This window comes from Mesorhizobium sp. C372A (assembly GCF_030323245.1).
Lineage (GTDB): Bacteria > Pseudomonadota > Alphaproteobacteria > Rhizobiales > Rhizobiaceae > Mesorhizobium.
In genome coordinates this window covers 6,527,822-6,551,620 of the sequence record NZ_CP100475.1, presented here as the reverse complement: position 1 = coordinate 6,551,620, position 23,799 = coordinate 6,527,822, and the positions used below count along the sequence as shown (strand labels likewise).

The following is a 23,799-nucleotide window of genomic DNA, read 5'->3' as shown; positions in this document are numbered from 1 at the left end:
CTAAGAGCTGCCGTTCGTTCGCGGGCTGCGTTGGACGCGCGCAGAAGCGCATCACCTCGTCAATCTTTGTCCACATAACTTAGGAGCTGGTGTCACGGCGGTAGAGGTTGATACGAATCGCATCACCAAAGAACGTTTCGCCCCAGGACGAAATGATGTTGCGCTCATCGAGCCACTTCACAAATTCAACGTTGATGTCTGTTTTGTCGATCCTCGGGCTATGATAGCCGGTCTTGATCTCGGAGAATGGTTCCGGGAGGGCGGCGAGGATCTCGCGTACATCACCGTCGCCCAAGACTTTCTGGCACTTGTTGAACAATGAAATCTGGACCGGGATCGGTGCCGAGTTCAGGATGACCGCGCGCGCGGCTTCGACACCCAGAGCGCTCACGTCCGCCCCAGTCCTCTCCAAGATCGCGCCCACTTTGCCCGCCCGAGATTGCAGGCCACCGAGCAAGGTGAGATCCATTGACCGGATGATCGCCAGTTTACGGGCGTCACCGATATTCTCGCCTAGGAGCAACTCACGGAAATCGTCTTCGAGGGCGAACGTCGCCTCGTCTTGTAAATATGCATCAATGTTTTCGACCACGAATAGGACTCGGAGGTCAATTTGCTCTCTAAGCGCGTCCACATTCTCTTTCGTAAAATTGACCCTCGCTTTCTCGATCAGTACCCGCAATTTACCAGGGCCAAGATTACTCGGAAATTTAATGAAGGTCCTCGGTAGCCTTTGGACATAGATTCGATACGTTGCGTCTTGCAGGGCGTCGTCGTTGATCAGGAACTGGCGCAGGGCGGCTGCCTTATCGTCGGAGGGAATAGCCTGCTGCGGAAGTGCCGCCAGCGCTGCCTTCGTCTCCAGAAAACCGGTTAAAGTTGCCGCATCGAAGGCCTCGCTGCCCATGAAGGCGAGGCAATTCTCCCAGGAAGGCTCAATTCTGCTCAACTGGAAAACGAGTGAGTGAAAACGGACTGGCACATCGCCGAGGGAAGAGATGGTAGCCGACTGCCTTTCGAGGAACGCACTCAGATCGTCAAAATCGGCATCCTCTCGACCGATAATGGACAGAATGGTGGCCACGCTCTCGCGCGAATTGTCCTCAAGCCGCAGGAGTACGTTCTTGAGATAGTCAACGAAGCCGCGCTCGATCCTTAAACTCAGAACCGCATTACCGATTCCGGTGACCGTCGTGTAATTCCGGGTGCGCAAGGGCTCGAGATCGTCAACTCCTAGAACAGTTTGGAAAATGAACTCTAGGTTCTCAACGGAGAGCGTGTAGGAACCCTCTTCAAAAAGGAAGCGAGCAATTCCAGGAAAACCTTCTATACTTCTGAGGTCTTCCAGCTCGATCCCAAGGGGCTTTAGACGAGACGGGTCGATGTTGGTCCCGAGCGCGAGAATCTGAGCCAGCTTTTCGGAGACGAATGGCGAAATCTCGGGATATGCGGCCGGCAGCGCTTTGAGGGCCGGCTCAGGCAAATGCGCGATTATCTGACCAACATGGGGGAGATGCCCGGGATTGGCAAGGACAGCCGGAATGAAGCCTGGCCACCCGGCTCGCAGTCCTGCAACCAACTTGGGCACTTCTTTTCCCGCTGCGTAGTAACTAGTGAAGAAGGCGCCGCAATCCTCGAAATCAGAAGCCAAATACTCAAACATCTTCGCCCCTTGGTCCGCATACGCGGCGTCGTCACCCAGCAGGCAATCGACGATCTTGACGTTGAGGACGTAGTGCTGACGGAAATCCTCGCCACGCATCGCCGCCACGACTTCCTTCGCATTGTCGATCAGGAAGTTGGGGTCCGGGTTTATGAATCCGCGTATCTGAATGAGAAATTTGTTGTCGTTGGGCGACAGTCGACCCGAATGGAACAGCGATGTATACTGGTAGTAGGTGTCGTCGATATAGCCTTCCATCACTAGAAAGCGAGGCAGCTCGCCATTTTCGCCGAACGCGCCAAAAAGATCGCTCATTTCTTTTACATTCAGTCGAATAACCTCATTGAATTTAGCGGAGCGCAGAGCGGCGATCTTCTCCCGCAGCGCTCGCCGCCTTCTAGAGGTAGAGCTCCTAGCCTCAGCAGTCCGCTGCTCAACCTCTTCCTTGCGCTGCGCAAACGTCCTCAGACTATCGACCTCGGACTGCAAGCTCGAGATGTTGATGGTCTGGTGATACCCGTTGAGATTACGATAGGTAATAGTTTGGCTACTGATGATCTGGTCGAAATTTTCACTTCTCGCGAGTGTGCTAATCTCAATCTGGGTCTGTCCATTCTGACCGATGTGGGACGCCTGAGCAGGTAGTTTCTCAAACAACGCCATCGCATAAATTCGGCGGAGATCGAGCAGATCGGCTGGAATTTGCCGTTCGGCAACGTCGGCCTCATGCTCGATGCGCTCAATAGCGGCCTTATATTCTGCCTCACCGCGAGCGATAAACTCATCATGCTTGCCAAGGATCTGCGCGAGATTGCCCTTGCCACGATGAAGGCTCTCAAAGTCACTCGGGAATACATTCTTATATATCAGAACCGCTAGGAGTTTGTTTGCGTCCAGCACATTGTCGCCATCAGTCTCCAGATTAGCGACATAGATGGCATACTCATTGAAAATGTTTTGTATGAGCCTCAGGTCGTTCAGATATCGCGAAACTTCACGCAGAAACTGGCGATCAAGTCGACTGTCCAGCGAAAGCCGCTTCCCCTGCTCCAGGACTTTATCGATCGACTTCGAGCTGTTGATGACTGGTATGACGGGGATGATGAACTCAAAGAACTTCGTTCTGTCCGTGTTGGCGAACATGTCATCGCGTAATGCGTAAAGGAAGCGTATTGTCCGCTTCACGCCAGCATTCGCATTTACGAGGCTATTTATCTCGCGGAGAGTAATGAATATCTCGGAATTGTTGAACCTGTCGAGATCTTCGATAATGACGAGAACATACTTCGTTGACTGAAAGAAGTATATAATCTCGTCCAAATGCCGATTAAGAATCGATTCTTGGCTGACCGCCACAGGTGTGATCTCAATATCTTTTAGAGAAATACTCTTGAGAGACAGGCCGAAGCTGACCTTGTAGAATTGGTAGACCGTCAGCCAGAGGAACGATGCTCCCACGGCAAACCACAGAAAAGTGGGCCAGTTACTTATCGAAAGAGGCAGGAAGAAGCTGCCATTGATGACGTCATCGCGTTTTTGGAAAAGATGCCAACAGGCCACGACGCCAAGGATCACGTACAGAGAAAGCAAGATCGACCATCTACTGGGCGACCTAATTCGCTTAAATCGCGAGAGCGGCAGCTGGTTCGCATCCGCGCCATAGAGCATCTGTTGAAGGATGCTTCTCTCGATCTCCTGTTTGCTCACAGCGCCACCGGAGGCGGTTGCCTCAGGAAGGAACGCGGCGAGCGATATCTGCAGAATTGGATGCCGGTATTTTTTTAGGAAGGCCCTGATGATGCTGCTTTTTCCCGAGCCATAAGGCCCGGTCAAAGCGATGTTCGAAACTCTGGGATTGCTCGTCGCGTACAGGAGCGCATCGGAATATACTCCTGCCTCGTCTGCCTTCTCGGTTGGCGCAAGATCGATAAACTTTGATTGTACATCGACCGCGTCGTTCGAGCGGCAAAGCAAGTTAAGGATTCTAGCGATGATTTCCCGCAAGCTATTTCGAAGTCCCATAAACAGAAGCGTTAGCGCTTCAACGCTTAGCATGCGCACAAGTATGGCCAAAGCCGATTTAGAACATGGGTGGGGGACGTCCGAATATGAGTGATGTCGGCGATTCCTTCGAGAGCCGAAAAGGCGGACGAGCTGGTCGTCAGTCCGGGTGCAAGCTCAACCTCGTGGTCAAACCAGGGCCAGCTGCCGCTGCCCAACTGATGGATAGATGGTCACGAAACCTGGGTCTATGCGCGGGGCCGGCTGAGGCGAGACCTGCAGTCCGACACCAAGCGGGCGGGATGCCGAACTGACCGCTCATCGCCAAGTCTTACCAAGACCTGACAGTCTGGTCCCGGCCAACAACGTCGTTCCAGTTCTCGACCAGCGCGCGGTCATTCTCGATGGTACCCTGTCGAACGTCTGATCGCACATGCCGATAGTGTTTGCGTGGCGCAATGAGTTATATAAGTTTGTATATGGAGATCGCCCATATGGGAACATATATAGCGAAAATTGATATAGCAGCGCATATTGACACCTGTAATATACGATTCTATATCAAGCTAGATTATACAGAAACCGTATACGCCATGAAGATCAGAACAGCTCGCGACATTGGTATGCTGATCAAGGAGGCCCGCACCCGGCGCGGCCTGTCACAGGCTGCCTTGGCCAAGATGATCAACACCACGCAGACGTGGGTGTCGTGGATCGAGAACGGCAAGCCCAGCGCCGAGATCGGCAACGTGCTGCTGGCGCTGACCACGCTTGGTGTGGAGCTGGACTTTCAGATCCCGCCGGCGCCGACGTCGGCTGCTAATCATCATCATAATGCCGAAGAACGGCATGTCGACGATGACGACGACGAGATTCCCTACAAGCTCTAGGTGACGATGATCATGGTGAACCCGATCGACACCCTCGGCGTCTATATCGCTGGCAGACCAGTTGGGGGGCTCCACCACCTGCAGGGCGGTAAGCTTTCGTTCTCCTACCACGAGGCATGGATGGAGGGCCGGGTGGCGATCCCGCTCTCCCTGTCAATGCCGACGATCACCAGGACATACGAGGGCAAGGTCGTCGAGGCATTCCTCTGGGGCCTGCTGCCGGATAATGAGCAGACCCTCGCCAGATGGGCCCAGAGATTCCAGGTCTCCGCCCGAAACCCGTTTGCCCTGCTCAAGAACGTCGGCCGCGACTGCGCGGGCGCCGTCCAGTTCCTTCCGCGTGACGATCAGGTTTCCCGCGGCGAGAACGTGGAGTTGCTCACCGAGGCGCAGATCGGCGACCGCCTGCGCGACCTGCGCAAGGATGGTGCAGCGACGCGGCGAATCGGCGATCCTGGTCAGTTCAGTCTCGCTGGTGCGCAGGCAAAGACGGCGTTCTATTTCGATAAGGGCAGCAATCGCTGGGGGATCCCTCTAGGCGACACGCCCACGACACACATCTTCAAGCCGCCTTTGCCGCACTTGCACGGGCATACCGAGAACGAGCATTTCTGCCTGCAGCTTGCATCCAAGCTCGGCATGGATGCTGCACATAGCCAGGTTCTCGACTTCGCAGGCGAAAAGGCGATCGTTATCGAGCGCTACGACCGCCGCAACATCGAGGGCAAGACCATCCGCATCCATCAGGAGGACATGTGCCAGGCCCTGTCGGTGATGCCGACGCTCAAGTACGAGAACCAGGGTGGGCCAGGTATCACGACGATCTCCAGAAAGGTGCTGTCGGCCTCCCTCGACCCCGTCCAAGACCGTCAGATCTTCATGGCCGCGAACGTCTTCAACTGGATCATCGCCGGCACGGACGCGCATGCAAAGAACTACTCGATGCTGCTCGGTGCCCAGGGCGAGGCCCGCCTAGCTCCGCTCTACGACATCTCCTCCATTCTGCCGCACCTCGGGGGAGAGATCCAATCTGAGATGCGCGACCTTAAACTGGCGATGAAGATCGACAGAGTCTATCCCATCGAGGAGATCATGCCGCGCCACTGGGGGCGCTGTGCGTCCTCAGCAAAGGTTGGCAGCGAGTACACGGTGCGGACAATCCGCCATCAGCTCGCGGTGATGCCCGACATGGCATCGGAGTGCGCCCAAGAGCTTCGCCAGGAGGGGATCATCCATGAGATCGTTGGTCGCCTCGTCGACGCGATCGCGACGCGCATCAAGGGCTTGTCCCGGATCTATGGAGAGGAAGGTTGTGGAGGTTAAAGTCGGGGGGGGATAGCGGATCCACGGACTAATGCCGGCGAAAGGACGGACCGCACACTGCCCACGGGATTCTCGCTCTAATAGCGCCCCGGCTCCGGGCCGGGTAGATGGCCGGTTTCGGAACCGGCCATCGGCAGCTTGAATGTCGGAAATGGGGTCGGCTGCAGAACGGCAGCTTCCCGCCGAACGCGGTCCAACTTTCTCTCCAGGAAATCTGAAAATGCGGGCCTACGATTTGGCGTTGAGTTGTGGCGTTTTTCGACGGTCAGTATGATTCCGGCGGTTGGAGATTTGTATCGGCGTTTGATGAACGGCCGCTGTTGGGTTCAAAGTGGATGGTCGCGTTGGTGTGTGGACAGCAGGCTTGCGGCGTCCCTCGATTGAGATCACCCGCAGGTTTTTGCTCTTGAGTTCATCCAGATAATCGGCCCACCACTGCATCATCTTGACGCGCTCGTCCCAATGCTCTGCCCGGGCGTAGGCGCGCCGAACGTCGTTGTTCTCAATGTGGGCCAGCTGCCGCTCTATCGCGTCCGGATGCCACTTGCCGCATTCGTTCAGCAGAGTTGATGCCGTTGCTCGAAAACCATGCGCGGTTGCTTCTTCCTTGCCGTAACCCATACGGCGCAGCGCGGCGTTAAGCGTGTTATCGGAAATCGGACGCGAAGCCGATCGAACACTAGGAAACAGCAGCGATCCACCACCAGAGATCTCTCTCAGTGAAGTCAGGACGCTGATCGCCTGCCTTGATAGGGGTATGCGGTGCGGCCGTCGCATTTTCATGCGTGCCTCAGGGATGGTCCATACCGAGCTTTCAAAATCGAACTCTTCCCATTCAGCGGAGCGAAGCTCGCCGGGGCGGGGAAACATCAGCGCCATCAGCTTCAGACCAGCTCGGGTTGTAGGCTGTCCGTCAAATGCATAGATTGCCCTCAGCAAACCGCCCAAGGCCTTCGGATCAGTGATCGCGGCGCGAGGCGTTACAGTCGGACTGATGAGTGCGCCTCTGAGGGCGAAGGTCGGATCTGTCTCGGCGCGTGCCGTCGCGATTGCGTATCGAAACACGCTGCCGATGGTGGAGCGCAGTCGCCTGGCCGACTCGTATCGACCGCGAACCTCGACGCGACGGAGGGCGGTAAGGATGGTGGCCGTATCGATCTCCCGAATGCACTTGTCGCCGATTATCGGATAGGCAAAATCGAGCAGCCATTTGACCTTGCTGATCGTCCGGTCGGCACGTCCCTCCTTCTTTAGCTTGTCGACATATTCGTCCGCGATTGAGCGAAAGGAGTCCTTTGCCGAATCGGCCTTCCGCAAGCTGCGTTCCTTTCCAGGGTCGACGCCAGCTAGCAGGAGCCTTTTAGCATTATCGCGCGCCTCCCGTGCCTCGGCGAGAGAGATAAGGGGATAGCTGCCCAGCGCGAGCAGTTTCTGCTTGCCCTCAAAGCGGTAGGCGAGCCGCCAGAGGCGAGAGCCCGTAGGCTGTACCCACAGCTGCAGCCCGCCCCCGTCAGATAATTTCACGAGTTTGGAAGCGGGGCGGGCGCTTCGACATTTCACGTCGGAGAGGGGCATTCGTCAGGTCTCCCTTGGCTGTTTCGATACCATCAGGATGTCGAATACCAACGGAAATACCATCCCCCCGCCTCGTTGGACCAAATGCGCCTGAAGCGTTCCCTGTCCCGCTTAATTGCGTCATGCGACTGCAAAAGATCAACAATTCCAGTCGCTTGCAGAAACTCCAGCGTAGAAACTTCGGCGAAAGGGAGTGTCGGGAGAAGAGCGGATGGTGCCCAGAGGCGGATTCGAACCACCGACACGCGGATTTTCAGTCCGAACATAACCCATGCGACACAAGGCTTTCAGCAGCCTATGTCGCGCCTATGTCGCGTCAAGCCAAGAAGGACCGCTCCGCCGCGGCCATCTCTTCGGCGTCATCACCTCGCGGAAAGAGGTGGCCGTAGACATCGGCCGTCATGGTCACGCTGGAATGCCCCATGCGTTCCTGAATCACTTTCAGCGGCAACCCGAGGCCGCCATCCTGGGGCCGGTTGATGCACCACGAGGCGTAGAAGTGCCGCAGCGCGTGCATGCCGGTGTACTTCGCAGACATGATCGTATTGCCGTCTTTGTCCTGTTTGTCCGTTGCGATGGTGACGCCGGCGGCGAGCTGGACTGGTAAAAGACCGCGGTTGATGATGTTGGCCAGGCTTTCCACGTTGCCGGCGCCGTTGGCGAAGATCAGATGCTCCGGCTTCGCATCCTCTCTGATCGACTTGCCCTCATCGTCCTTGCCAACGACCGGCCGCCTATAGGCAAGCTTCCATTCCTTCAGCGCGTTGACCACCATGGGCGGAATCGGAACCGTGCGCTCGCCAGCTTCCGACTTTGGCTTGCCGATATCGTTAAAGCGATCGGCACGCTGTTGAACGTGGACTTCGCGCTTGTCGAGATCCACGTCTTGCCAGCGCAGGCCACGCAGTTCCGATGCTCTCAGGCCGGCAAAGATGGCGGTAAGCAACAACGGCCTCCACCGGCCAGCCAGGGCGGCCACGATGGCCTTGACCTCCTCGCGTGTCGGAATGTCTGACCCAACCTTCAGGCGGCCCTTCTGGCGCCGCTCGTGGCGCCTGTCCTTGCCCCTCTGCTTCGACCGACTCTTCTCCCGAACAGCGTTACGCGTCACAAGGCCGAGTTCTTGCGCATCTGCCAACAGCGAGCCGAGGCTGACGAGCAACTTGCGCACCATTGCGGACGATCGACCTTTGGCGCGAAGGTCGTCTTCGAAGGCCCTGACAGCCGGCACTGACAGCTTTGAAAGCAGCGTTTCGCCGATAAGTGGAACGATATGAAGATCAAGGTGCTGCCGGTACTGATTTACCGTCGATCGTTCGAGACCGGCAGCTTCGGCGCTGGCGATCCAGAAGGCGCCCGCCTGCTTCACCGTGGCGCTGGCGCTGTCGGCGACGTGGACGCCTTCCCGGACTTCCACCTTGGCCGTTGCCTCGAACTGATCGGCTTCCTTTTTCTTAGAGAACGTCTTGAGCCGGCGCGTGCCCTTCGTGTCGACGTAGTCGACCACCCAGGCTGTTTTCTCCTCACCTTTGCCGGTAGCCCACGTGCGCTTTCGGATGGACATCGATCATTCCCCCTTTGCCGCGTTTCGCTTGCGCATGGCAGCGACGCGGCATCTATCTGAACAGTACTTGGCGTGTGATCGACGGCCAGTCAAAGGCCCTGTCAGGAAAGACTTTCCGCAATGCTCGCACATCGTCAAAGCCGCTCCGGCCTCATGCGCCAATGCGACCTCCATTGCCATGAAACTAGAGAGGGAATCTGGATGCAAGACTAGGCGCAAACCTTCACCGCCGAATTCCTCAAACGCTGGCCGAAGCGAGACTTGATAGCCCTGCTCATTCATGACCTGGTTTGCGTATTCTATTTGGGGGAGCGGAATAAAGCTAAGCGACGGTTCTGTGAGGCTCGCTGACAGCCTGTCTTGCTCGACTTCAACGCCGGTCATTCCAAGCCAGCCCTTGTCCTGCCTAAGGAACCCGAACCGTGACAGAAACGCAACCCGGTCCTCATTAGTCCTGCAGTTGATCAGGTGAAGGACGATCGGATTTTCGAGGTCCGTGACTTCATAGGTCACCGGAATACTTCGAGGCGTCCGTGCCCGAATGGCATCACCGTCAAACGCCAATTCCACACCATCGGCAGGGCGCTCCCATTGCAAGCGGATAGAGATCATTGCGAGCTTTGCCTTGTTACGAAGTTTTCCGAATAATCGTTATATGGGCACTTACCAGTGTTTTCGACGTGGCGCAATTAGGTTCCGTTTGTTACTGTTTTTTTCGAAAATGGCGAACAGAAGGAACCACCATGAACGACAAGTCTGATGCTCCGATCGATCAAAGCCCGAGGTTGTCTATGGCGCCGATGCAATTGCCAGGTCCATCGATGAACCAGACGTTCGCAAAGTTTATCACGCCCTAGAACGCGGCCACATTCCCGGCGCCTTCAAGCGAGGCCGCACCTGGGGCCTGAGCATCCGGGCTTGGCGCCGCGCGGTTCACGGGGATGCTGCGTGATGGCCGAGAACGGCGCCATCGCGAAGGCAGCCCTCTGGTTGGCGACCGGCGATCGCGACAAGAACCGCGCCGCGGTCCCACAGCTGCGGGAGAAATTCGGTCTGAGCGCCGCTGACGCGGTTGCGGCACTTCGCGAATCCCGGCTGATTCTTGCGAGGTCCCTCTGATGAAGGGCAGAGCTGGTTCAGAGCCAAGACACGTCCGCTTGTATGCGTGGATGACGCAGAGCCCGGCTTGGCGCTCGCTCGATGTTTACGAGCGGGCGCTTTACGTCGAGTTCAAGGCGCGCTTTACCGGCGCGAATAATGGCGATATTTCGTTCAGCGGTAAGGAGATGGCCGAAGCTTTGAATTGCAGCAACGTGCCTGCCGATCGAGCTTGCAAACGGCTCGTCGCCCTCGGCTTCGTAAAGCTCGCCAAGAAGGGGCATTTTGATTGGAAGGCGCGGGCTGAAAACCGCACCAGGGCGAGCACCTGGATCCTCACCGAATATTCGCTCGACTACCCTGAGCGCAGCGCCATGCCGGCGACTAAAGAGTTCATGCGGTGGCGCGCAGAAACGATCCCAGCTAGCCCTATCAAGAAAAAAACGCGGGGTGACGAGATCACCCCAGTCGGGCGGCCTGGTCACCCGACTCCGGAAGCGATGGGGTTATCAGATCACCCGAGTCGGGTTACCCCTTCACCTGATAAAGCCCAAAACAGCAACATGAATGGGGTGACCACGTCACCTGCATATACATCTACCACTGAGGGGGCCAACGAGGGCGCTCTGGATCGGTCCGTCGGTGCACAGCAGTACGGGGGAGCCGGCCGTGCGAGAGTCTGATCTCTTCACCTGGACCCCGCCATGTAGGGTGATCGTCTTTCCAATGGTCCGGAGGGTCGGCCGCATCCGCTCAACCGCAGGAAAGATGCTCGCTAAACCGACGCTCCGCGCGGCTCAGTCCTACCGCGACCAGGTGACGGATGCCCTCGTCAAGCAGATGTCCCATGCCGGCATCGGCGAGGCCGAGCGAGATGAGCAACTCTGCGCATTCTGGTCGGCTGTGCAGGGGGAGATCGCCCGGCGGACGTATCATGGTCAGCGTATATGATCTTGGGCGAAGCAGCGCTTGGCTGCCTCACGAAAGCGGTCGAGCACACTCCGGGGCGTCGTCGCTGGCTGAGCATCAGGGCACCCTCCATGACGCGCCGCTGTCGCCGTCGGCCGCTAGAACCTGCGGTGCTCGAGCTTTGCATGCCGCGCTACTGGCCAGAAGGTCGTGAGAAAGGCAGGGATGAGAGATGGATCTGATGCCCCACGTAAGACCAAAATCATCCTCTGCAGACAAGATCCCTTTGCGACTTCAAACGCGTGTGCAAGGGCGCCCGTTTGCCAGGAGTAAATTGGAACGACGCCTCATAACCGTTCTGCGATCCTTCTGCCGGATTGAAGGCTCTTCGATCTCTGCCTTAGTCGCCAGGCAGATTGCAGAAGGCGCTGCAGACCAGGAAGGAACTGCGTCATACGGGTTTCGCTATCAGAGTTCGTTATGCCTGTGCGTTGTAAGAGCTGCTCAGATTTGCACATTATTGCGGGAAAATCAGAGAAAGCCATGGGCGGCGCAGGATCGGGAAATCGGTGGAGAAACGGAGCCCGCCAGAAGTGCGAGGACCTGCTCGATCTCCGCATCTCGGATTTGCGCAAGGGCGGTCTGCTGGCGCCGGGGCGGAAAGGGGAGTTGACCTGGAATGTCGGCGGCCGTCCTAGCGCTTCGATCAGAATTTTCACAGACGAGGACAGTCTGGAGTTGACCTGTCAACGCCGAGGGCCAGCCCAGGAGTGGCGATGCGTGCGCGAAGTGATCGCGCTTGTTTCCACGAGGCAACATTTCGGCGGCGAGCGACGCTGGTTCATTTGCCCGTGCTGCAATCGCAAATGCGCAGTTCTTCACGACGGCACCGGCTTCCGTTGCCGTGTGTGTTTGGACCTCAGTTACCGCTCCCAGAGCGAAGATCCTCGCTTTCGATGCCTCTCCAGCGCCCGGAAATTGCGCCAGCGGCTAGGAGGATCCGCAAACCTCCCGCTCCAACTTTTGGACAAGCCAATTGGAATGCACTGGCGGACATATAAAAGGCTCTACGAAAAGGCAGCAGCACAGGAGCAGGCGACACTGCGCGCTTTCGCGGGGGTCGCTGACAGGCTGGTTGCCGTCAGCCGTAGAGGCCGGCGGACCAGCGCCCGCCGGTAATCTTTTCGTCTTTGGCGCCGTGACTGCTTTGCGCACCACATCGGACGCTCAGCATTTCATCACAGCTGCCTGGAAGCAGACGATAAATATCGAAGTTCGCTGTAGCTAAGGAGCGGTGGGCCAACCCACCGCTCTTAACTTTTCGCGCAAGATGGTGGTACGGCTGCTCCTGTTCAAGGACGCCATGCATGGCGGACTGCTTAGGAGCGCGACTTTGGGGGTATCCCGAACCCGCCGAGCTCTTCAGGGTAACTGACGGCCATCAACCCGGCCTCGGCGTGATCGGCGTAAATTCCATACATCTTGTCGCCATCATAGCGCGCGCGGCGTTTGTAAAGCTCGTTGCCCAGCACAGCGCCGGCAAGTCCATCGAATTTTTGCAGTATCCTTTTCGTCAGGCCGCGCTCGAAAGGTATCCGCTGCCGGAAGGGCGCGCCCCAAGGCGTTTCTTTTGCCAGATCTCGCCATACTGCAAGCGCATCCGATTCAACGCCCACCTGATTTCCCCACGGTTTTCCTCCGGCGAAATGGCGGCAGTAGGCTCCCGAAAACCTGTGCTTTCGGGTTCGCTTCGACATCAGATTCCAGTTGGGGTGCATGGTCTGCCAAGCGCCATCAAACGCGATGTTCATTGCGTTTTGGTCGTTGCACTGGCGCTCAATGGCAACCTGACGGGAGCGCGAAAGCAATCCCTGCTCCCGAACAAGAGGCATGTTGAAGACAACCACGCCTGAGTTGAAGTAAGGAGCACCTGGGCGGAGGCCAAGAGTGCTACGATAGCGCGGTCTGAAATACATGTAGTCGTCGTGCGCGGCGAGAAGCGGAGCGTGCATGTCCTGCCCGGCCAAATCTGCGATGTCACGATTGAAAAGGACATCGCAGTCGGCATAGGCGATCCGGTCGAACGAGTGGAACTGAGGAAGCCGGTCGGCAAAAAGGCGGATGAAAGCGGCCGGGCTGCTCTTCCTAAATTTTGAACCGGCTTCAGCCATAAAAGTGGAGACATCGACTATCTCGACCCCGTCTCCTAACAGCCGATTGCCGACGGACATGTCGGACGAATCAATGCCGCCGAGATGGAACAAAAAACCCGGTGTTCCGCTCGCAGAGACGTCAAGGATTCGACGCATTGCCAAGCAGGCATAGGGAAAATATTCTTTGTCAGCCGCCAGTAGGAAGCAGGAGCGCATCAACGGGCTCCTGAGTGTTGCGCAACGAATTGCTCGATTGGCTGGGTCAGCGATACCACTTCCTGCTTGATCTTGTCGTCGCTCCACTCCCACCACCGTATAGCGAGCATTTTCGCGATGACATCATCTGAGAAACGGTAACGTATCAGCCGGGCGGCATTGCCTGCCACTATGGCATAGGGAGGTACGTCCTTGGTGACGACCGATCCGGCGCCGACAACCGCACCGTCACCGATTGAAACTCCCGGCAGAATGATGGAGCCATGACCTATCCAGACATCGTTCCCTAATATAATGCCGCCCGGACGCCCATTGCCCGTAGGCTCGGGCTGACTCAGCAGTCGGCTGTGGATGGGGAACGATGTCGCGCTGTCGATCGGGTGTTGACCGGAGCACATGAAAAGGACTTGGCCGGCAACAGAGCAAAAGCTTCCGACCTGCAGAGGCGCATCCTTAGTCGGGAACAGTATCTTCCGCCACGTTACACCATAGGTGTGGCGCCCGATGGAAACATGATTCGGGAGCTTGCCCCGAGCATCTTTAAGCCACTTAGTAAATACTGACATGTCATCACCCTACCCGCACGCTGAATAGCGTTTACTGTCTCTCAATACAACCTCAAGAGGCTTTCTCATGGACGTAATTTCACGCGGGCGCTTGCGCTCATCCTTGAAGCGGAAGGGCTTTGGTCGGACAATCCGGACGATCCCGGCGGCGCCACCTCAAAAAAGGCGTGACACTGGCGACCTTTCGCATCGTCATTAAGCTGAAAATTTCCCACCGTTAAATGGGCGATGCCATAGAAAGATCACCCGACAGGCAGGTTGGCTGGAAAAATACCCTTGTTCGTGCCTGAAGGAAAACACTAAAGGAGTTGTCGACAAGGAGGATGGCACATGTCCAAAGCAACTGACTGGCTGCGCAAGCTTGGCCTCCTGAAAGCGCGACAAACATGGCCGAGACACGTAACCGTTGGTTCACAATCTCACAGCAATCTGCGCCCTACTTCCTTTCTCCATTGTACCGAGCAGTCGCCGGTCGAAATCGGCGCCTTTTGTTCGATCGCGCCTGAGGTGCTCTTTGTCTGCCAGGCAAACCACCCGACAGAAACAGCGTCGACCTTCGGTATCCAAGATCGGATTGGGAAAACGAAGTCACTGTACGAGTACTTGCGGACTAAGGGACCGATCATTGTCGGCAATGATGTCTGGATCGGAACAAGGGCTATTATTCTTGCAGGGGTTACGATAGGCGATGGGGCTGTTATTGCTGCCGGCGGTGTAGTGACCAAAGACGTCCCACCATATGCCATCGTAGGGGGGAACCCTGCCAAATTAATCCGCTACCGGTTTTCGGATGAGACGATAGAGGCTATGCGTAATATTAGGTGGTGGGATTGGCCCGTTGGGGTCATCAAGCGACAGAAGGCAGCATTCGAGTTACCTGCTGAGGAATTCGTGAAGCGTTTCGAGGGGGTGATTGTAGATGAAATGCATGGTGATCAACCTTGATCGGTCAACAGACCGCCTTGTCAATATTACGTCCGAGTTCGCCAGGATTGGCGTTTCGTTTCAGCGCATAGCCGCGGTCGACGCGCGCAGCGATCCTGTGAACTTTCCTGCTCTACCCCATCTCACTAAACCAGAAATAGCGTGCTTCCTTAGTCATCGGAAATGCTGGCAGATCATTGCAGGCGGTGCGGATGAGTACGCTGCCATCTTTGAAGACGACGCGGTTTTAACAAATGATGGCGGACAGCTTTTTTCCAATGACCAATGGGTGCCGCGTGACGCCGATATCGTAAAGCTTGAGACGATGTTCGGCCGCGTCAGGCTGGGGCGCATTGTTTCAGTCAGCAACGGTCACGCGGTAGGGCGGCTGGTCGGTGAACATCTCGGGACCGCCGGTTATGTCATTTCTAAGGGCACGGCTCAAAGACTGCTCCACCAGCTAAAGCACCTGAAAGAACCAATTGATCTCACATTGTTCAGCCCAAATTCATGGACTTTCGCGATCAGCAAAATATACCAACTTGTGCCGGCCATGTGTGTTCAGAGCCAGAGGCTTGTTGGAAAGAAAGCTGTCATTACACTGATCCAGGCGGCGCCGCATCGCCCCAAAAATGTGGCAACCAAGATTCGCGGAGAGCTATTGCGATTTTTTGCCCATTGTCGAAATGGCACCTTTTGGGGAACCGAAAAGGTGGATTTGCGCTGGGAAGGTGAGCGGGAGCCCGCCAAATGGTCCAAATAGTGTCTTCTAGCTGCGGCTCAAACGTCGGGCGCGATCAGCGTTACGACAGGGCACGAGTTGCAAGTATCTGCGCGGCGTCCCGCTACAGGTCCGGGGAGACTATTGGCCACAAAGGGATGCCGCATTCGCCAGCTAAAGCGGGTTCGGCCGCAAAGACCTTGCCGGTTCGCCTGGACAGCGCGTTCAAGATACGTCGATCATCGTCGATGTGCAGCCGCTTAGTTATGTGGGCGTCATCGTAGGCATGTCCGTCCTTTGAGAATGAGACCCCGGCCATCACCACGCGGCCCGCGCCCAAGAACAACGACAAGCCAGCTCCAAGGATGCCGTTCGAGATACTGAGCTTGCCGACTTCGAGCGCTGAAGTCGCGTGCGCGGTTTCGAACATTACGCGCTGTCTTTGCCATTCAGTAAGGAGAGTCAATGCCTGCCATTCATAGCCCATCTCGCGCAGAATGCCTTCGAAAACCGAGCGATCCTCTTTCCAATCCGGGACGATAGCGGTCTTTGTCGAGCGGTCGGCCAGCACTTCACGAGCTTTAATGTCCTCAGGCCGGTCATTTCCAATTTGAGGGCGAATTATAGTGAAGTCAGGGACCCCGAAGCCCCAACTTTCGGTCAAGACTTGAGAGGCATTGACGGTCATCAGCGTGAAGCCATCTAACGCTCCGCGAGGCGGGCGGGATCCAGGTGCCGAGCCGACCACCAGGGCGTCTCCTGCAATCGCTGGCAAGTCCAAATCAAGCGAAGCGCTGAACGTCTTTATTATTCGCCACAGGCTGGCCATAGTGTCTACCTGTCGCGCTGTCGCAGAATTTCTTCGACTGTCGCTACATCCGCAGGGGTATCCACTGCGACAGAGTCTGAGGAAACCGGCACCATACGGACATCGAAGCCCAATTCGAGGAAGCGCAAAATCTCGATGTCCTCGATCTCTTCCAAACCAGTCTTTCCCTTGACGCTGCGGTATGCCCCCAACGCTTCGGACGTAAAGGCATAGATGCAGACCTGGCGCCAAGCCTTTTTGAACTCAAAGGACTTGTTGGTCGGGATGGCAGCCCTCGACATGTAGAGCAGACGTCCATCTGGGCGCATCACGACCTTAGGGATTGAAGGGCTGCGGAATCTTTCCTCAGTCTCTATGGGACAAACGCCGTTCAGAACTTCGCCCGGATTAGCCTCTGCGGCATCCAGAATCAGTTGAATGTCGCGAGGGTTGAATAGCGGCTCGTCCCCTTGGACGTTGATATACAGGTCTGCTGCGACACTGTCGGCGACTTCGGCAACGCGGTCGGTGCCCGTTGGGCAATCCGGAGAAGTCATCAGCGTGCGGATACCCACACCTACGCAATGTCGGTAAATGCGCTCGTCATCGGTCGCGACATATATATGTTCAGCAGGAAAGCCCAACGCGCATCGCCGATAGGTTCGCTCGATCATGGGGACGCCAGCTAATTGTATCATGGGTTTGCCTGGCAACCGGCCGGATTGAAAGCGAGCCGGAATTACGATCGCGGCGTTCATTGATTCCCCCAGAACGAGCTTGTCGCGCTAGTCGACCTCTTGTTAACGTTCATTCCCTCGTCTCGACGGTCAGAACACTCCTTAAATCACACCCTCAATTCTTGTGATAGGCGCTGACCCCGGACGTCGACAACGGAAGGTCAGCTTTCTACCCCATTCATCCGGAACCGGACTGTCCGCTTCCGGACCCAAAGTGGTCATGGCTGCACCGCGGCTCTACGCGTTCCTTCAGTGAAATCCAATGATGTCCTGCCGATCCAAACGCCGTCTCTCCAGGTGCCAGGTTGGAGAGGAGAGCACCGCCTACTTGAACAGCCCTCCCGGCGGAATCCATGAATGCGCAATCGACGAATACAGAGTCGAAGGCGTTCCCTGCCCATTGTGGCGCTGGGGGATCCGATCACCATCGGTGACTTAAAAGACCAGTTGATGACAGCTGCCGAGAAGGCCGGCATTGGCGCGACGACATCAACGGCGAGCTTGAAAGCGTCTTCGAATTGCTCGTGGAGGTGATGCGGCGGCGAGAGATGCGCGAGGCTGGGCATTAGCCCGGAGGCTTCTCCCGGGGCTGTGCCGGTCCTGTCCCGTTCCATTGGATGAACCGCGCCTTCTGGCCGGTGATGGTCTCGATCGACTTCAACAGGGGTCCATGGACCTCACGTAGAGCTTGGTAATGCTCCCTGTGGCACGCTAGGAGCGGCCCGACGATGCTCTCGTGCAGCGCTTCGGCTGCCGCAAGGAAGCACTCGAGTTCAGCCCGCGAAAGCTGTTCGGAAGGTTTGGTTCTGGCTATTGGCGATCTCCGGTCATGGGGCTTCGCCGCAACAAGGACTATAATCCGCATATTGTACTTCGCGTACCCAACGTGGTAGGTGAACCGTGACCGGCTCACTTCCACGGCACGCGGAGCACATTGAAATTCGTGAGCGGTCGACCCGAGGCCGTTCGCGAAAGGCGCCTTCTATTGGTGCTGCAAGCCTTCATTGATGACAGCAGGACGGACGGCAAGGTGCTGTTCATGTCCGGCTTCATTTCCAACGTCGAAAGCTGGCTATCTCACTCGGATGAATGGCATGCGCTTCTACAGCGCCTTGAAATGCCTGTTTTCAAAATGTCCAAGCAATGGACTAAGGGCCAATCGGTAGCGACCGAACAAGCAGAATGGTTCTACCGCATTGCAGAGAAGCACGTGCAGGGCTGGTTCGCCGTCGCGATAGACGAAAGACTTTTGGCGAAAGTCGTAGACGATTTCCAGATGCCGGCGTTCCACAAGAATCCTTATTACATGGTTCATTCTCTGGTCATGGATGGCTTGCTCCAAATCCATGACCGGATGGGATTTCTGGATCCGATCGATATAATCTTCGACAAGCAGAGCGGCATTGAAGACGCCATAACTGTCGGGTGGCCAGAGTATCGCGATACTATCCCGGAGGAGTTGCGCGACCGAGTGGGGAGCCTTCCTCGCTTCGAGACAGATGAGGACGAATTACCGTTGCAGGCGGCCGACCTGTCGGCTTGGTGGTTGCGCCGGCTCTGGCTTGAAAAGGGCGGTGCTAAGGGGAATATGAATTATCCCTACCCATGGAAACCAAGGCGCTCTTTCGAGGCCTTTGTGGTCATGGCTGGAGAAGAGACGATAAAGCGTCGTCTATTGGACGTTAAGCGCGAATACATCCGGCAAGTTTGGGAGGCAGACCCAACCGATAGCCACTTCCGCGATACTATTCCTGACGACGCTTGGGACTTCCGTGAGATTCGGACAAAATTGAAGAAATAGCACGCTCGAATGCCTGCCCGCTTTCATCAACGCCTAGCTCCCGTGCGGCTTCCTTTTTGACTAAGCTTTCCGGTCTTTTTTCCGGGCGGCTTTCGGGCGGTATTTGGACGGTCGCCAGACGCCATAGGGTGCCTCACCGCGTAAGAGTTGTTTGATAGGTCAGGCGCTTGCCGACCACATCATCAAGGATGCGACCCGCCCGCGCTTCATCATTCACGCCAAGGGCTACGCGCGAATTATGGCGGAAGTCAAATTCCGCAAGGTAGGGGTGAAGGTGCTTTTCGGCGCAATACTGGTAGGTGCCGCGCATACCGCGCTTGAAGACGCTGAAATACTTTCGATGGGGTTCGAATGGATGACAGCGCCGCCTTCGTAACGGACATACTCGCCGCCAGTGTGCTTGACGCTATCGTGAGCGGCGAAGTGATCCTTCATGCCGTGATAGAGCTTGCTCTCGTCGTGTAGAGGGTGCTTTCGTGGTGGACGTTCTCAGTCGCCAGCGCCGCAACGTTGACCTTGGTCGCCTGCACTACGTGGAAGGTGCGAACATTGCCGCCGCGCTCGACGAGGCCAAGGATGGCGCGCTTGTGTGACGGGCCAGTCTTGCCGCTTTTGGTGAAGGGCCGGCCCTCGGTGGTCACGGTGCGCTTCTCTTTGGTCGGCCCATAGTAGGTCTCGTCGGCCTCTACGATCATGCCGTTGCCGCCGAGCGGGCCAAGCTTGCCGTCGCGCATGGCTTCGCAAATGCGGTCCGAGATGAACCAAGCGGTTTTCAAGGTGACGCCAAGGGTGCGGTGAAGCTGGTTGCTCGAAATGCCGTTCTTGGACGAAGCGATAAGGAAGATCGCCTGTAGCCAATGGTTGAGCTTGACGTGGCTGGCTTCAAAGATGGTGCCGATCTTCACGGTAAAGGGCTTGCGGCACTGGTAGCACTTGTAGGTGCCAATGCGGGTGCTCTTGCCTTCCATCTTCGAAATGCGCTCAAATCCGCCGCAATGCGGGCAAACGGGGCCGTTCGGCCAAATCCTGGCCTCTACAAACTTGTAGGCGGCGGCTTCGTCGTGATAGTGGCGGTCTGAAAGCACCGACATCGGTCTAACTCCTTATGGAATCTGTTCCGATTGTTTGGGTACCTACATGCCGAGTCGGCTGGCAAGCGGGGTCGGTCCGTCGGTCGCCCAGAAGCCGATTCAACCAGCCGCACGGTCTGTTGAGCGGTCTACCCACCAAGCGAACGCTTGGATGCCGCCGATGCACGCGATTATTCCCATCACAAAGCCGGCAGAAAACAACAGCATTCGATCCCCCCATAGCTTCGCCCCTCCAGGGCGTGCTTGAACTGTTATATGAATAAGCGCAAGCGCGCATTCAGGTTCTACCTCACAAGAAGCAGTAGGGCCACGGCGCCAAGCGCGGCCATCACCAAGCACGCAGCCATGTATCACGCTGCCGGTAGCGCCAGACCGCGCTGGCGAGCATCGACGCGGTGATTGCGGCGATGTAGAGCGGGACGAAAGGCACGACCGCTATACAGTCTCCTCGATCGACCACAACCGCGAATCTACATCAGCTTCGATTTCTTTCATGAGAGGTTCGCCGCGATCCTGAAAAGCCCTCGGCCAGTGCGCTGGCGAGGCCTGATATCCTCTCTCTCGTTGAAGACATGCTCGATCAAGGCCTTGTTCAGGATCTGCTCCAGTACCTTGAATTTTTCACGCATTGAGGGGTACTGCTGGAACTCGTTGGTAAAGGCGCCGATGGCGTTGTGAGCCATGACCAGCCGGTTCCACATCTCCGGCAGAACTCCAAACTCACTCTGATGGAGCTTAGTCGCACGATCGAACAAGGTGTTTGATCCGAAAGCGCAGCCGTTCCAATTCCTGCTCTTGGCCACTCTTCAGCGCTTCGAGCTGCTTGTCGAATTTCGACTTCAGCCAAGGCTCGCCGAAGAACCGAAAAATTGCGTAGGCAGCGGCGCGGATGGAGCCACCATATACCAGAACAGACCCGAGAGTTTGCAAAGCAAACTGGTAAATGTGATCGTTCATTCACTTTATTCCTATGGCTGCGTCAGGCCAATTCGGCAGCATGCGCTCGCTATAGGCGCTGTTACCAGTGAGGTGTCGGCGTCAGTGCCCCCCCACTCGTTGCTCGGTTCGGCGGAACAGGCGAAAGGCCGTGCCTGATCCGGCGATCCATTGAGATGCTGGCCAGACGTCCACATGGGCAGGGTCTACCGGACACCCTGTAACAAGCCCTAGCGCCGTCCAATAAGGTTCCTATTGACTTTTGGACGTATCTGACTCAAAAGTTCAGAGGCTATTGGACATGGGGGAGTTGGATGCAGGTCGGCTACGCACGAACCTCAACAGAGGAGCAGGTCGCGGGACTGGAGGCCCAGATACGTGACCTCAAAGCGGCCGGTTGCGAGGAAGTCTTTTCCGAGCAGGTTTCAGCCCTGGGGGATCGGCAGGAGCTTGATCGTACGCTCAAGTTCATGCGCAAGGGCGATACGCTGGTGGTAACCAAAATCGATCGCTTGGCGCGCAATACTCGGACCCTAGGTGATATTGTGGATGGCCTACATGGACGTGGTGTAGGACTGAAGGTCTTACAGTTCGGCAAGGAGACGCTTGACACGACCGGAGCATACGGTCGGCTGATGCTGAACATGTTCGCCGCTTTCGCAGAGTTCGAGCGAGGCCTGATGAAAGAGCGACAGAAGGAAGGCATCGCGAAGGCGAAGGCAGACAAGAAATACAAGGGGCGGAAGCCGACGGCGCGAGCAAAGGCCGGTGAAGCAGTCGTCTTGTACCAGCAACAGAAGTCCGTGTCAGAGATCGCCGCGTCCCTCGGCATCGGTCGGGGGTCAGTATATCGAGCGCTTACGGCTGCTGGCCTCAGGTAGCCCACGGTTGGCCAGTGTGTCGCTGAACTCCCGGGCCTACTCCTAATCCGTCTGCGGATCGACGGCCTCGATCTGGTGCAAGACCTCGTATGGATCAAACCCTACTACCTTCGCCAGATCGAGAAACTCGATGAGATCCACACGACGATCGGCGTTTTCTATGTTGGCAATGAAAGGTTGATGTCGATTGAGAGCTTTGGCGACAGCAGCTTGTGTCAAACCCGCCAGCTTTCGCTTCTCAGTCAGCAGCTCAGCAAGTCGCCGATGACGGTCCGAATGCAGGGTTTTGGCCATCCGCTCGTCGAGTAAATTCCGTTTCGACGTTGCGGTAATCCGAATTTCAGATTATCCAAAAAGTGGATTTTCTTTGCTTGAATTGGATCGGGTACGGCACCAATCCGGGCAAAGGCTTTAGCACTGCACCTACGCAACCCGCTTGGGCTTATGGCGGAGTTGTTCGGCTTTGAGTTGATACGCGGCTTGGGCCCAGTTGGCGCGCCGCCGTTTGACCGCTTCACCAGGAGTACCCGGCAAATGATCATCGATCGGTCAGCCGTAATTCTCGGAGCTGCAATCATCTTCGCGGTTGGGCTGCATCTCTACTTCTCACCCTACCAGCAGTGCGTGCGGGAGGTCTCGGCCGGTGATCGCCTCGAACATGACGTCAGCGTGTCAGGCCCTGCCGAAATCTGTTTGGCGCAGCTGGGTAGGCGATGATCGACTGACCTTTCTTCCAAGATTGATTACGAAATGGGATCGTCATGAAATCTCTGATCATTGCTCCCGCCACCGCAATTCTCGCCGCAATCATCCCCGGGCCAGCATTGGCGGGGTGCGCCAATTAAACGGACGGCTCGCTCGATGTATCAGCGCCCGAGGCAACGATCTCCTTCCGGCGAGTATGTGAAAAAGCCACCGTCGAGTTTGATTGCGCCAACATTCACGGGTCTCAGAAGGGTTACGCTAACGGGTGGCGGGTGTACGTTGACGCCGATCATAAGCCCGCCGTCGTTCATGTCTTCCGGCCCGTGCTCATCCCAAAACCCGACCTGGGCAAAATTACCTGTGAGGGAGACTGCTTCACACTTCCGCAATGATCCGTGCTCGCCGTGATTGTATTTCTGGACCAGTGTCCCTGAGTTGCGGCTTCGCCCGCGCAAGTGTTCAATCGAACAATAGCGGCGATCCTAGATTTAAAGATGAGGGGCTCGGGCCTCGAACCGCGCGAAAGGTGTATGGATGCCCCGCCTGACTCCGCAGCAAAGGATTGCACTGGCTCAGACGCTTGAGGTTCGCGCTGCGACCGGGGAAGGACTGACCCCAGAGAAAAGAATAGAGCTTCGCCGCGCGGCGAAGAACCTGCTCGCGTTGAACGCTATGGAAGAGCGAAGGAACCAGTCGAAGTCCTCGGCTGATGGTCTCGCAAGCATATTCGATCAAGCTGCAGAGCAACGCTGGTCGGAGGACCTGCGCGAGGAGCTCGGCTATCGTCATATGATTCACTTGGCTGACGTGTTCGAGGGTTGGGCTTTCGACAGCCGCATGACGCCTGAATGGACAGCCAAGCTTTCGGGATGGGCAGGGTCAATGCGCACCTTGGCGGAGGAAGTCGGGGCGACATGGGATCCGCCAAGGCCAGCGGGTAAAATCTCCCTTGTCGGATTTATTGGTCGTAGCCTGATGGACGAGTAAGCGGTTAACTGTGACCGGTCGTCGTAGCTCCAGCACCCTCAATGCTTTGGTCGCAGAGGACCTTCCCGATCCGGACACGGTGTTCCTCGAAGTAGGCTGGAAGCTCGTCAAGGCGGTCGGCGTCGACGAGATTATCACCGGCCACGTCGAGATCACGGAGGTGCGCCCCGACAGCCGATCTGCAAAATTGAGACCTTTGGTGGGCGACGAGGCCGGCGATGTCTGCCTTACCGGCCCTGATTCCGATTGG

At 56.8% G+C, this 23,799-nt stretch carries 23 protein-coding genes, 1 tRNA gene and 1 pseudogene; 11 read left to right on the top strand and 14 right to left on the bottom strand.

The genetic code is table 11. The annotated features are described in order from the left end of the window. Positions 1-79: 79 nt before the first annotated feature. Positions 80-3,685 (bottom strand): YobI family P-loop NTPase, encoded by a 3,606-nt coding sequence (locus tag NLY42_RS31605; RefSeq protein WP_031244465.1) that lies wholly within the window; start codon positions 3,683-3,685, stop codon positions 80-82. A gap of 572 nt (positions 3,686-4,257) precedes the next feature. Between NLY42_RS31605 and NLY42_RS31600 the strand changes: the two genes are divergently transcribed. Beyond that, positions 4,258-4,554 carry a helix-turn-helix transcriptional regulator gene (locus tag NLY42_RS31600; protein ID WP_023707989.1) on the top strand — a complete coding sequence of 99 codons (297 nt, stop codon included), beginning with the start codon at positions 4,258-4,260 and terminating at the stop codon, positions 4,552-4,554. A 12-nt stretch (positions 4,555-4,566) separates the two neighbouring features. Then, on the top strand, positions 4,567-5,877 hold the full coding sequence (locus NLY42_RS31595) for a type II toxin-antitoxin system HipA family toxin (RefSeq protein WP_031196150.1): 1,311 nt from the start codon (positions 4,567-4,569) through the stop codon (positions 5,875-5,877). 228 nt (positions 5,878-6,105) lie between these two features. On the opposite strand, the gene NLY42_RS31590 is transcribed toward NLY42_RS31595, so the two are convergent. The 4 genes from NLY42_RS31590 to NLY42_RS31575 form a co-directional block, all read right to left on the bottom strand. Then, positions 6,106-7,452, bottom strand: coding sequence for a tyrosine-type recombinase/integrase (locus NLY42_RS31590; RefSeq protein ID WP_023707987.1), 1,347 nt, complete (start codon positions 7,450-7,452; stop codon positions 6,106-6,108). A gap of 212 nt (positions 7,453-7,664) precedes the next feature. Then, positions 7,665-7,725: transfer RNA gene (locus NLY42_RS31585), tRNA-OTHER, on the bottom strand. Between the two features lie 43 nt (positions 7,726-7,768). Then, the gene (locus NLY42_RS31580; RefSeq protein ID WP_023753813.1) at positions 7,769-9,016 is read right to left on the bottom strand and encodes a tyrosine-type recombinase/integrase; all 1,248 of its coding nucleotides are present in this window, start codon (positions 9,014-9,016) and stop codon (positions 7,769-7,771) included. Between the two features lie 3 nt (positions 9,017-9,019). Continuing rightward, complete coding sequence (locus NLY42_RS31575) at positions 9,020-9,628, bottom strand: hypothetical protein (RefSeq protein ID WP_023753814.1); 609 nt, start codon at positions 9,626-9,628, stop codon at positions 9,020-9,022. Between the two features lie 339 nt (positions 9,629-9,967). Between NLY42_RS31575 and NLY42_RS31570 the strand changes: the two genes are divergently transcribed. From NLY42_RS31570 to NLY42_RS31560, 3 genes are read left to right on the top strand one after another with little or no spacing between them, the layout of a single operon-like run. Further along, positions 9,968-10,135 (top strand): hypothetical protein, encoded by a 168-nt coding sequence (locus tag NLY42_RS31570; protein WP_023753815.1) that lies wholly within the window; start codon positions 9,968-9,970, stop codon positions 10,133-10,135. Between the two features lie 50 nt (positions 10,136-10,185). Continuing rightward, complete coding sequence (locus tag NLY42_RS31565; protein ID WP_156933733.1) at positions 10,186-10,797, top strand: BRO-N domain-containing protein; 612 nt, start codon at positions 10,186-10,188, stop codon at positions 10,795-10,797. Further along, a complete protein-coding gene (locus tag NLY42_RS31560) occupies positions 10,757-11,065 on the top strand; it encodes a DUF6074 family protein (protein WP_348528063.1) in 309 nt (102 codons plus the stop codon). The genes NLY42_RS31565 and NLY42_RS31560 overlap by 41 nt, the downstream gene beginning before the upstream one ends. 1,099 nt (positions 11,066-12,164) lie before the next feature. Here NLY42_RS31560 and NLY42_RS31555 read toward each other — a convergent pair. From NLY42_RS31555 to NLY42_RS31545, 3 genes are read right to left on the bottom strand one after another with little or no spacing between them, the layout of a single operon-like run. Next, complete coding sequence (locus NLY42_RS31555; protein ID WP_156933732.1) at positions 12,165-12,392, bottom strand: hypothetical protein; 228 nt, start codon at positions 12,390-12,392, stop codon at positions 12,165-12,167. A gap of 10 nt (positions 12,393-12,402) precedes the next feature. Beyond that, positions 12,403-13,392, bottom strand: coding sequence for a glycosyltransferase family 8 protein (locus NLY42_RS31550; RefSeq protein WP_023753819.1), 990 nt, complete (start codon positions 13,390-13,392; stop codon positions 12,403-12,405). After that, the gene (locus tag NLY42_RS31545) at positions 13,392-13,958 is read right to left on the bottom strand and encodes a CatB-related O-acetyltransferase (RefSeq protein WP_050591074.1); all 567 of its coding nucleotides are present in this window, start codon (positions 13,956-13,958) and stop codon (positions 13,392-13,394) included. Before NLY42_RS31545 ends, NLY42_RS31550 begins: the two co-directional genes overlap by 1 nt. A gap of 24 nt (positions 13,959-13,982) precedes the next feature. On the opposite strand from NLY42_RS31545, the gene NLY42_RS32060 reads away from it, so the two are divergent. The 3 genes from NLY42_RS32060 (at position 13,983) to NLY42_RS31535 (ending at position 15,645) form a co-directional block, all read left to right on the top strand. Further along, complete coding sequence (locus tag NLY42_RS32060; protein ID WP_502882140.1) at positions 13,983-14,129, top strand: glycosyl hydrolase 108 family protein; 147 nt, start codon at positions 13,983-13,985, stop codon at positions 14,127-14,129. A gap of 159 nt (positions 14,130-14,288) precedes the next feature. Then, positions 14,289-14,903, top strand: a complete 615-nt coding sequence (locus NLY42_RS31895) for a CatB-related O-acetyltransferase (RefSeq protein ID WP_023753821.1) — start codon at positions 14,289-14,291, stop codon at positions 14,901-14,903. Further along, a complete protein-coding gene (locus NLY42_RS31535; protein ID WP_050591077.1) occupies positions 14,887-15,645 on the top strand; it encodes a glycosyltransferase family 25 protein in 759 nt (252 codons plus the stop codon). The genes NLY42_RS31895 and NLY42_RS31535 overlap by 17 nt, the downstream gene beginning before the upstream one ends. Positions 15,646-15,727: 82 nt before the next feature. Here the strand turns inward: NLY42_RS31535 and NLY42_RS31530 are convergent, their stop codons facing one another. Then, entirely contained in the window at positions 15,728-16,432 is a 705-nt protein-coding gene (locus tag NLY42_RS31530; protein ID WP_023753823.1) for a hypothetical protein, read from the bottom strand. Positions 16,433-16,437: 5 nt separating this feature from the next. Beyond that, complete coding sequence (locus NLY42_RS31525) at positions 16,438-17,169, bottom strand: 3-deoxy-manno-octulosonate cytidylyltransferase (RefSeq protein ID WP_023753824.1); 732 nt, start codon at positions 17,167-17,169, stop codon at positions 16,438-16,440. A gap of 967 nt (positions 17,170-18,136) precedes the next feature. Here NLY42_RS31525 and NLY42_RS31515 point away from each other — a divergent pair. Then, entirely contained in the window at positions 18,137-18,949 is an 813-nt protein-coding gene (locus NLY42_RS31515) for a DUF3800 domain-containing protein (protein WP_245271295.1), read from the top strand. A gap of 133 nt (positions 18,950-19,082) precedes the next feature. Here the strand turns inward: NLY42_RS31515 and NLY42_RS31510 are convergent. The 3 genes and pseudogenes from NLY42_RS31510 to NLY42_RS31500 form a co-directional block, all read right to left on the bottom strand. Continuing rightward, positions 19,083-20,040, bottom strand: a pseudogene (locus NLY42_RS31510) (IS1595 family transposase). 491 nt (positions 20,041-20,531) lie between these two features. Continuing rightward, on the bottom strand, positions 20,532-20,795 hold the full coding sequence (locus NLY42_RS31505) for a hypothetical protein (RefSeq protein ID WP_031252878.1): 264 nt from the start codon (positions 20,793-20,795) through the stop codon (positions 20,532-20,534). Continuing rightward, positions 20,776-20,997, bottom strand: coding sequence for a hypothetical protein (locus NLY42_RS31500; RefSeq protein WP_023753828.1), 222 nt, complete (start codon positions 20,995-20,997; stop codon positions 20,776-20,778). Before NLY42_RS31500 ends, NLY42_RS31505 begins: the two co-directional genes overlap by 20 nt. 293 nt (positions 20,998-21,290) lie before the next feature. On the opposite strand from NLY42_RS31500, the gene NLY42_RS31495 reads away from it, so the two are divergent. Continuing rightward, positions 21,291-21,857 carry a recombinase family protein gene (locus NLY42_RS31495; RefSeq protein WP_023753829.1) on the top strand — a complete coding sequence of 189 codons (567 nt, stop codon included), beginning with the start codon at positions 21,291-21,293 and terminating at the stop codon, positions 21,855-21,857. A gap of 42 nt (positions 21,858-21,899) precedes the next feature. On the opposite strand, the gene NLY42_RS31490 is transcribed toward NLY42_RS31495, so the two are convergent. Continuing rightward, a complete protein-coding gene (locus NLY42_RS31490) occupies positions 21,900-22,151 on the bottom strand; it encodes a helix-turn-helix domain-containing protein (protein WP_084779708.1) in 252 nt (83 codons plus the stop codon). Between the two features lie 945 nt (positions 22,152-23,096). On the opposite strand from NLY42_RS31490, the gene NLY42_RS31485 reads away from it, so the two are divergent. Further along, the gene (locus NLY42_RS31485; RefSeq protein ID WP_023707889.1) at positions 23,097-23,549 is read left to right on the top strand and encodes a hypothetical protein; all 453 of its coding nucleotides are present in this window, start codon (positions 23,097-23,099) and stop codon (positions 23,547-23,549) included. Positions 23,550-23,799 lie beyond the last annotated feature (250 nt).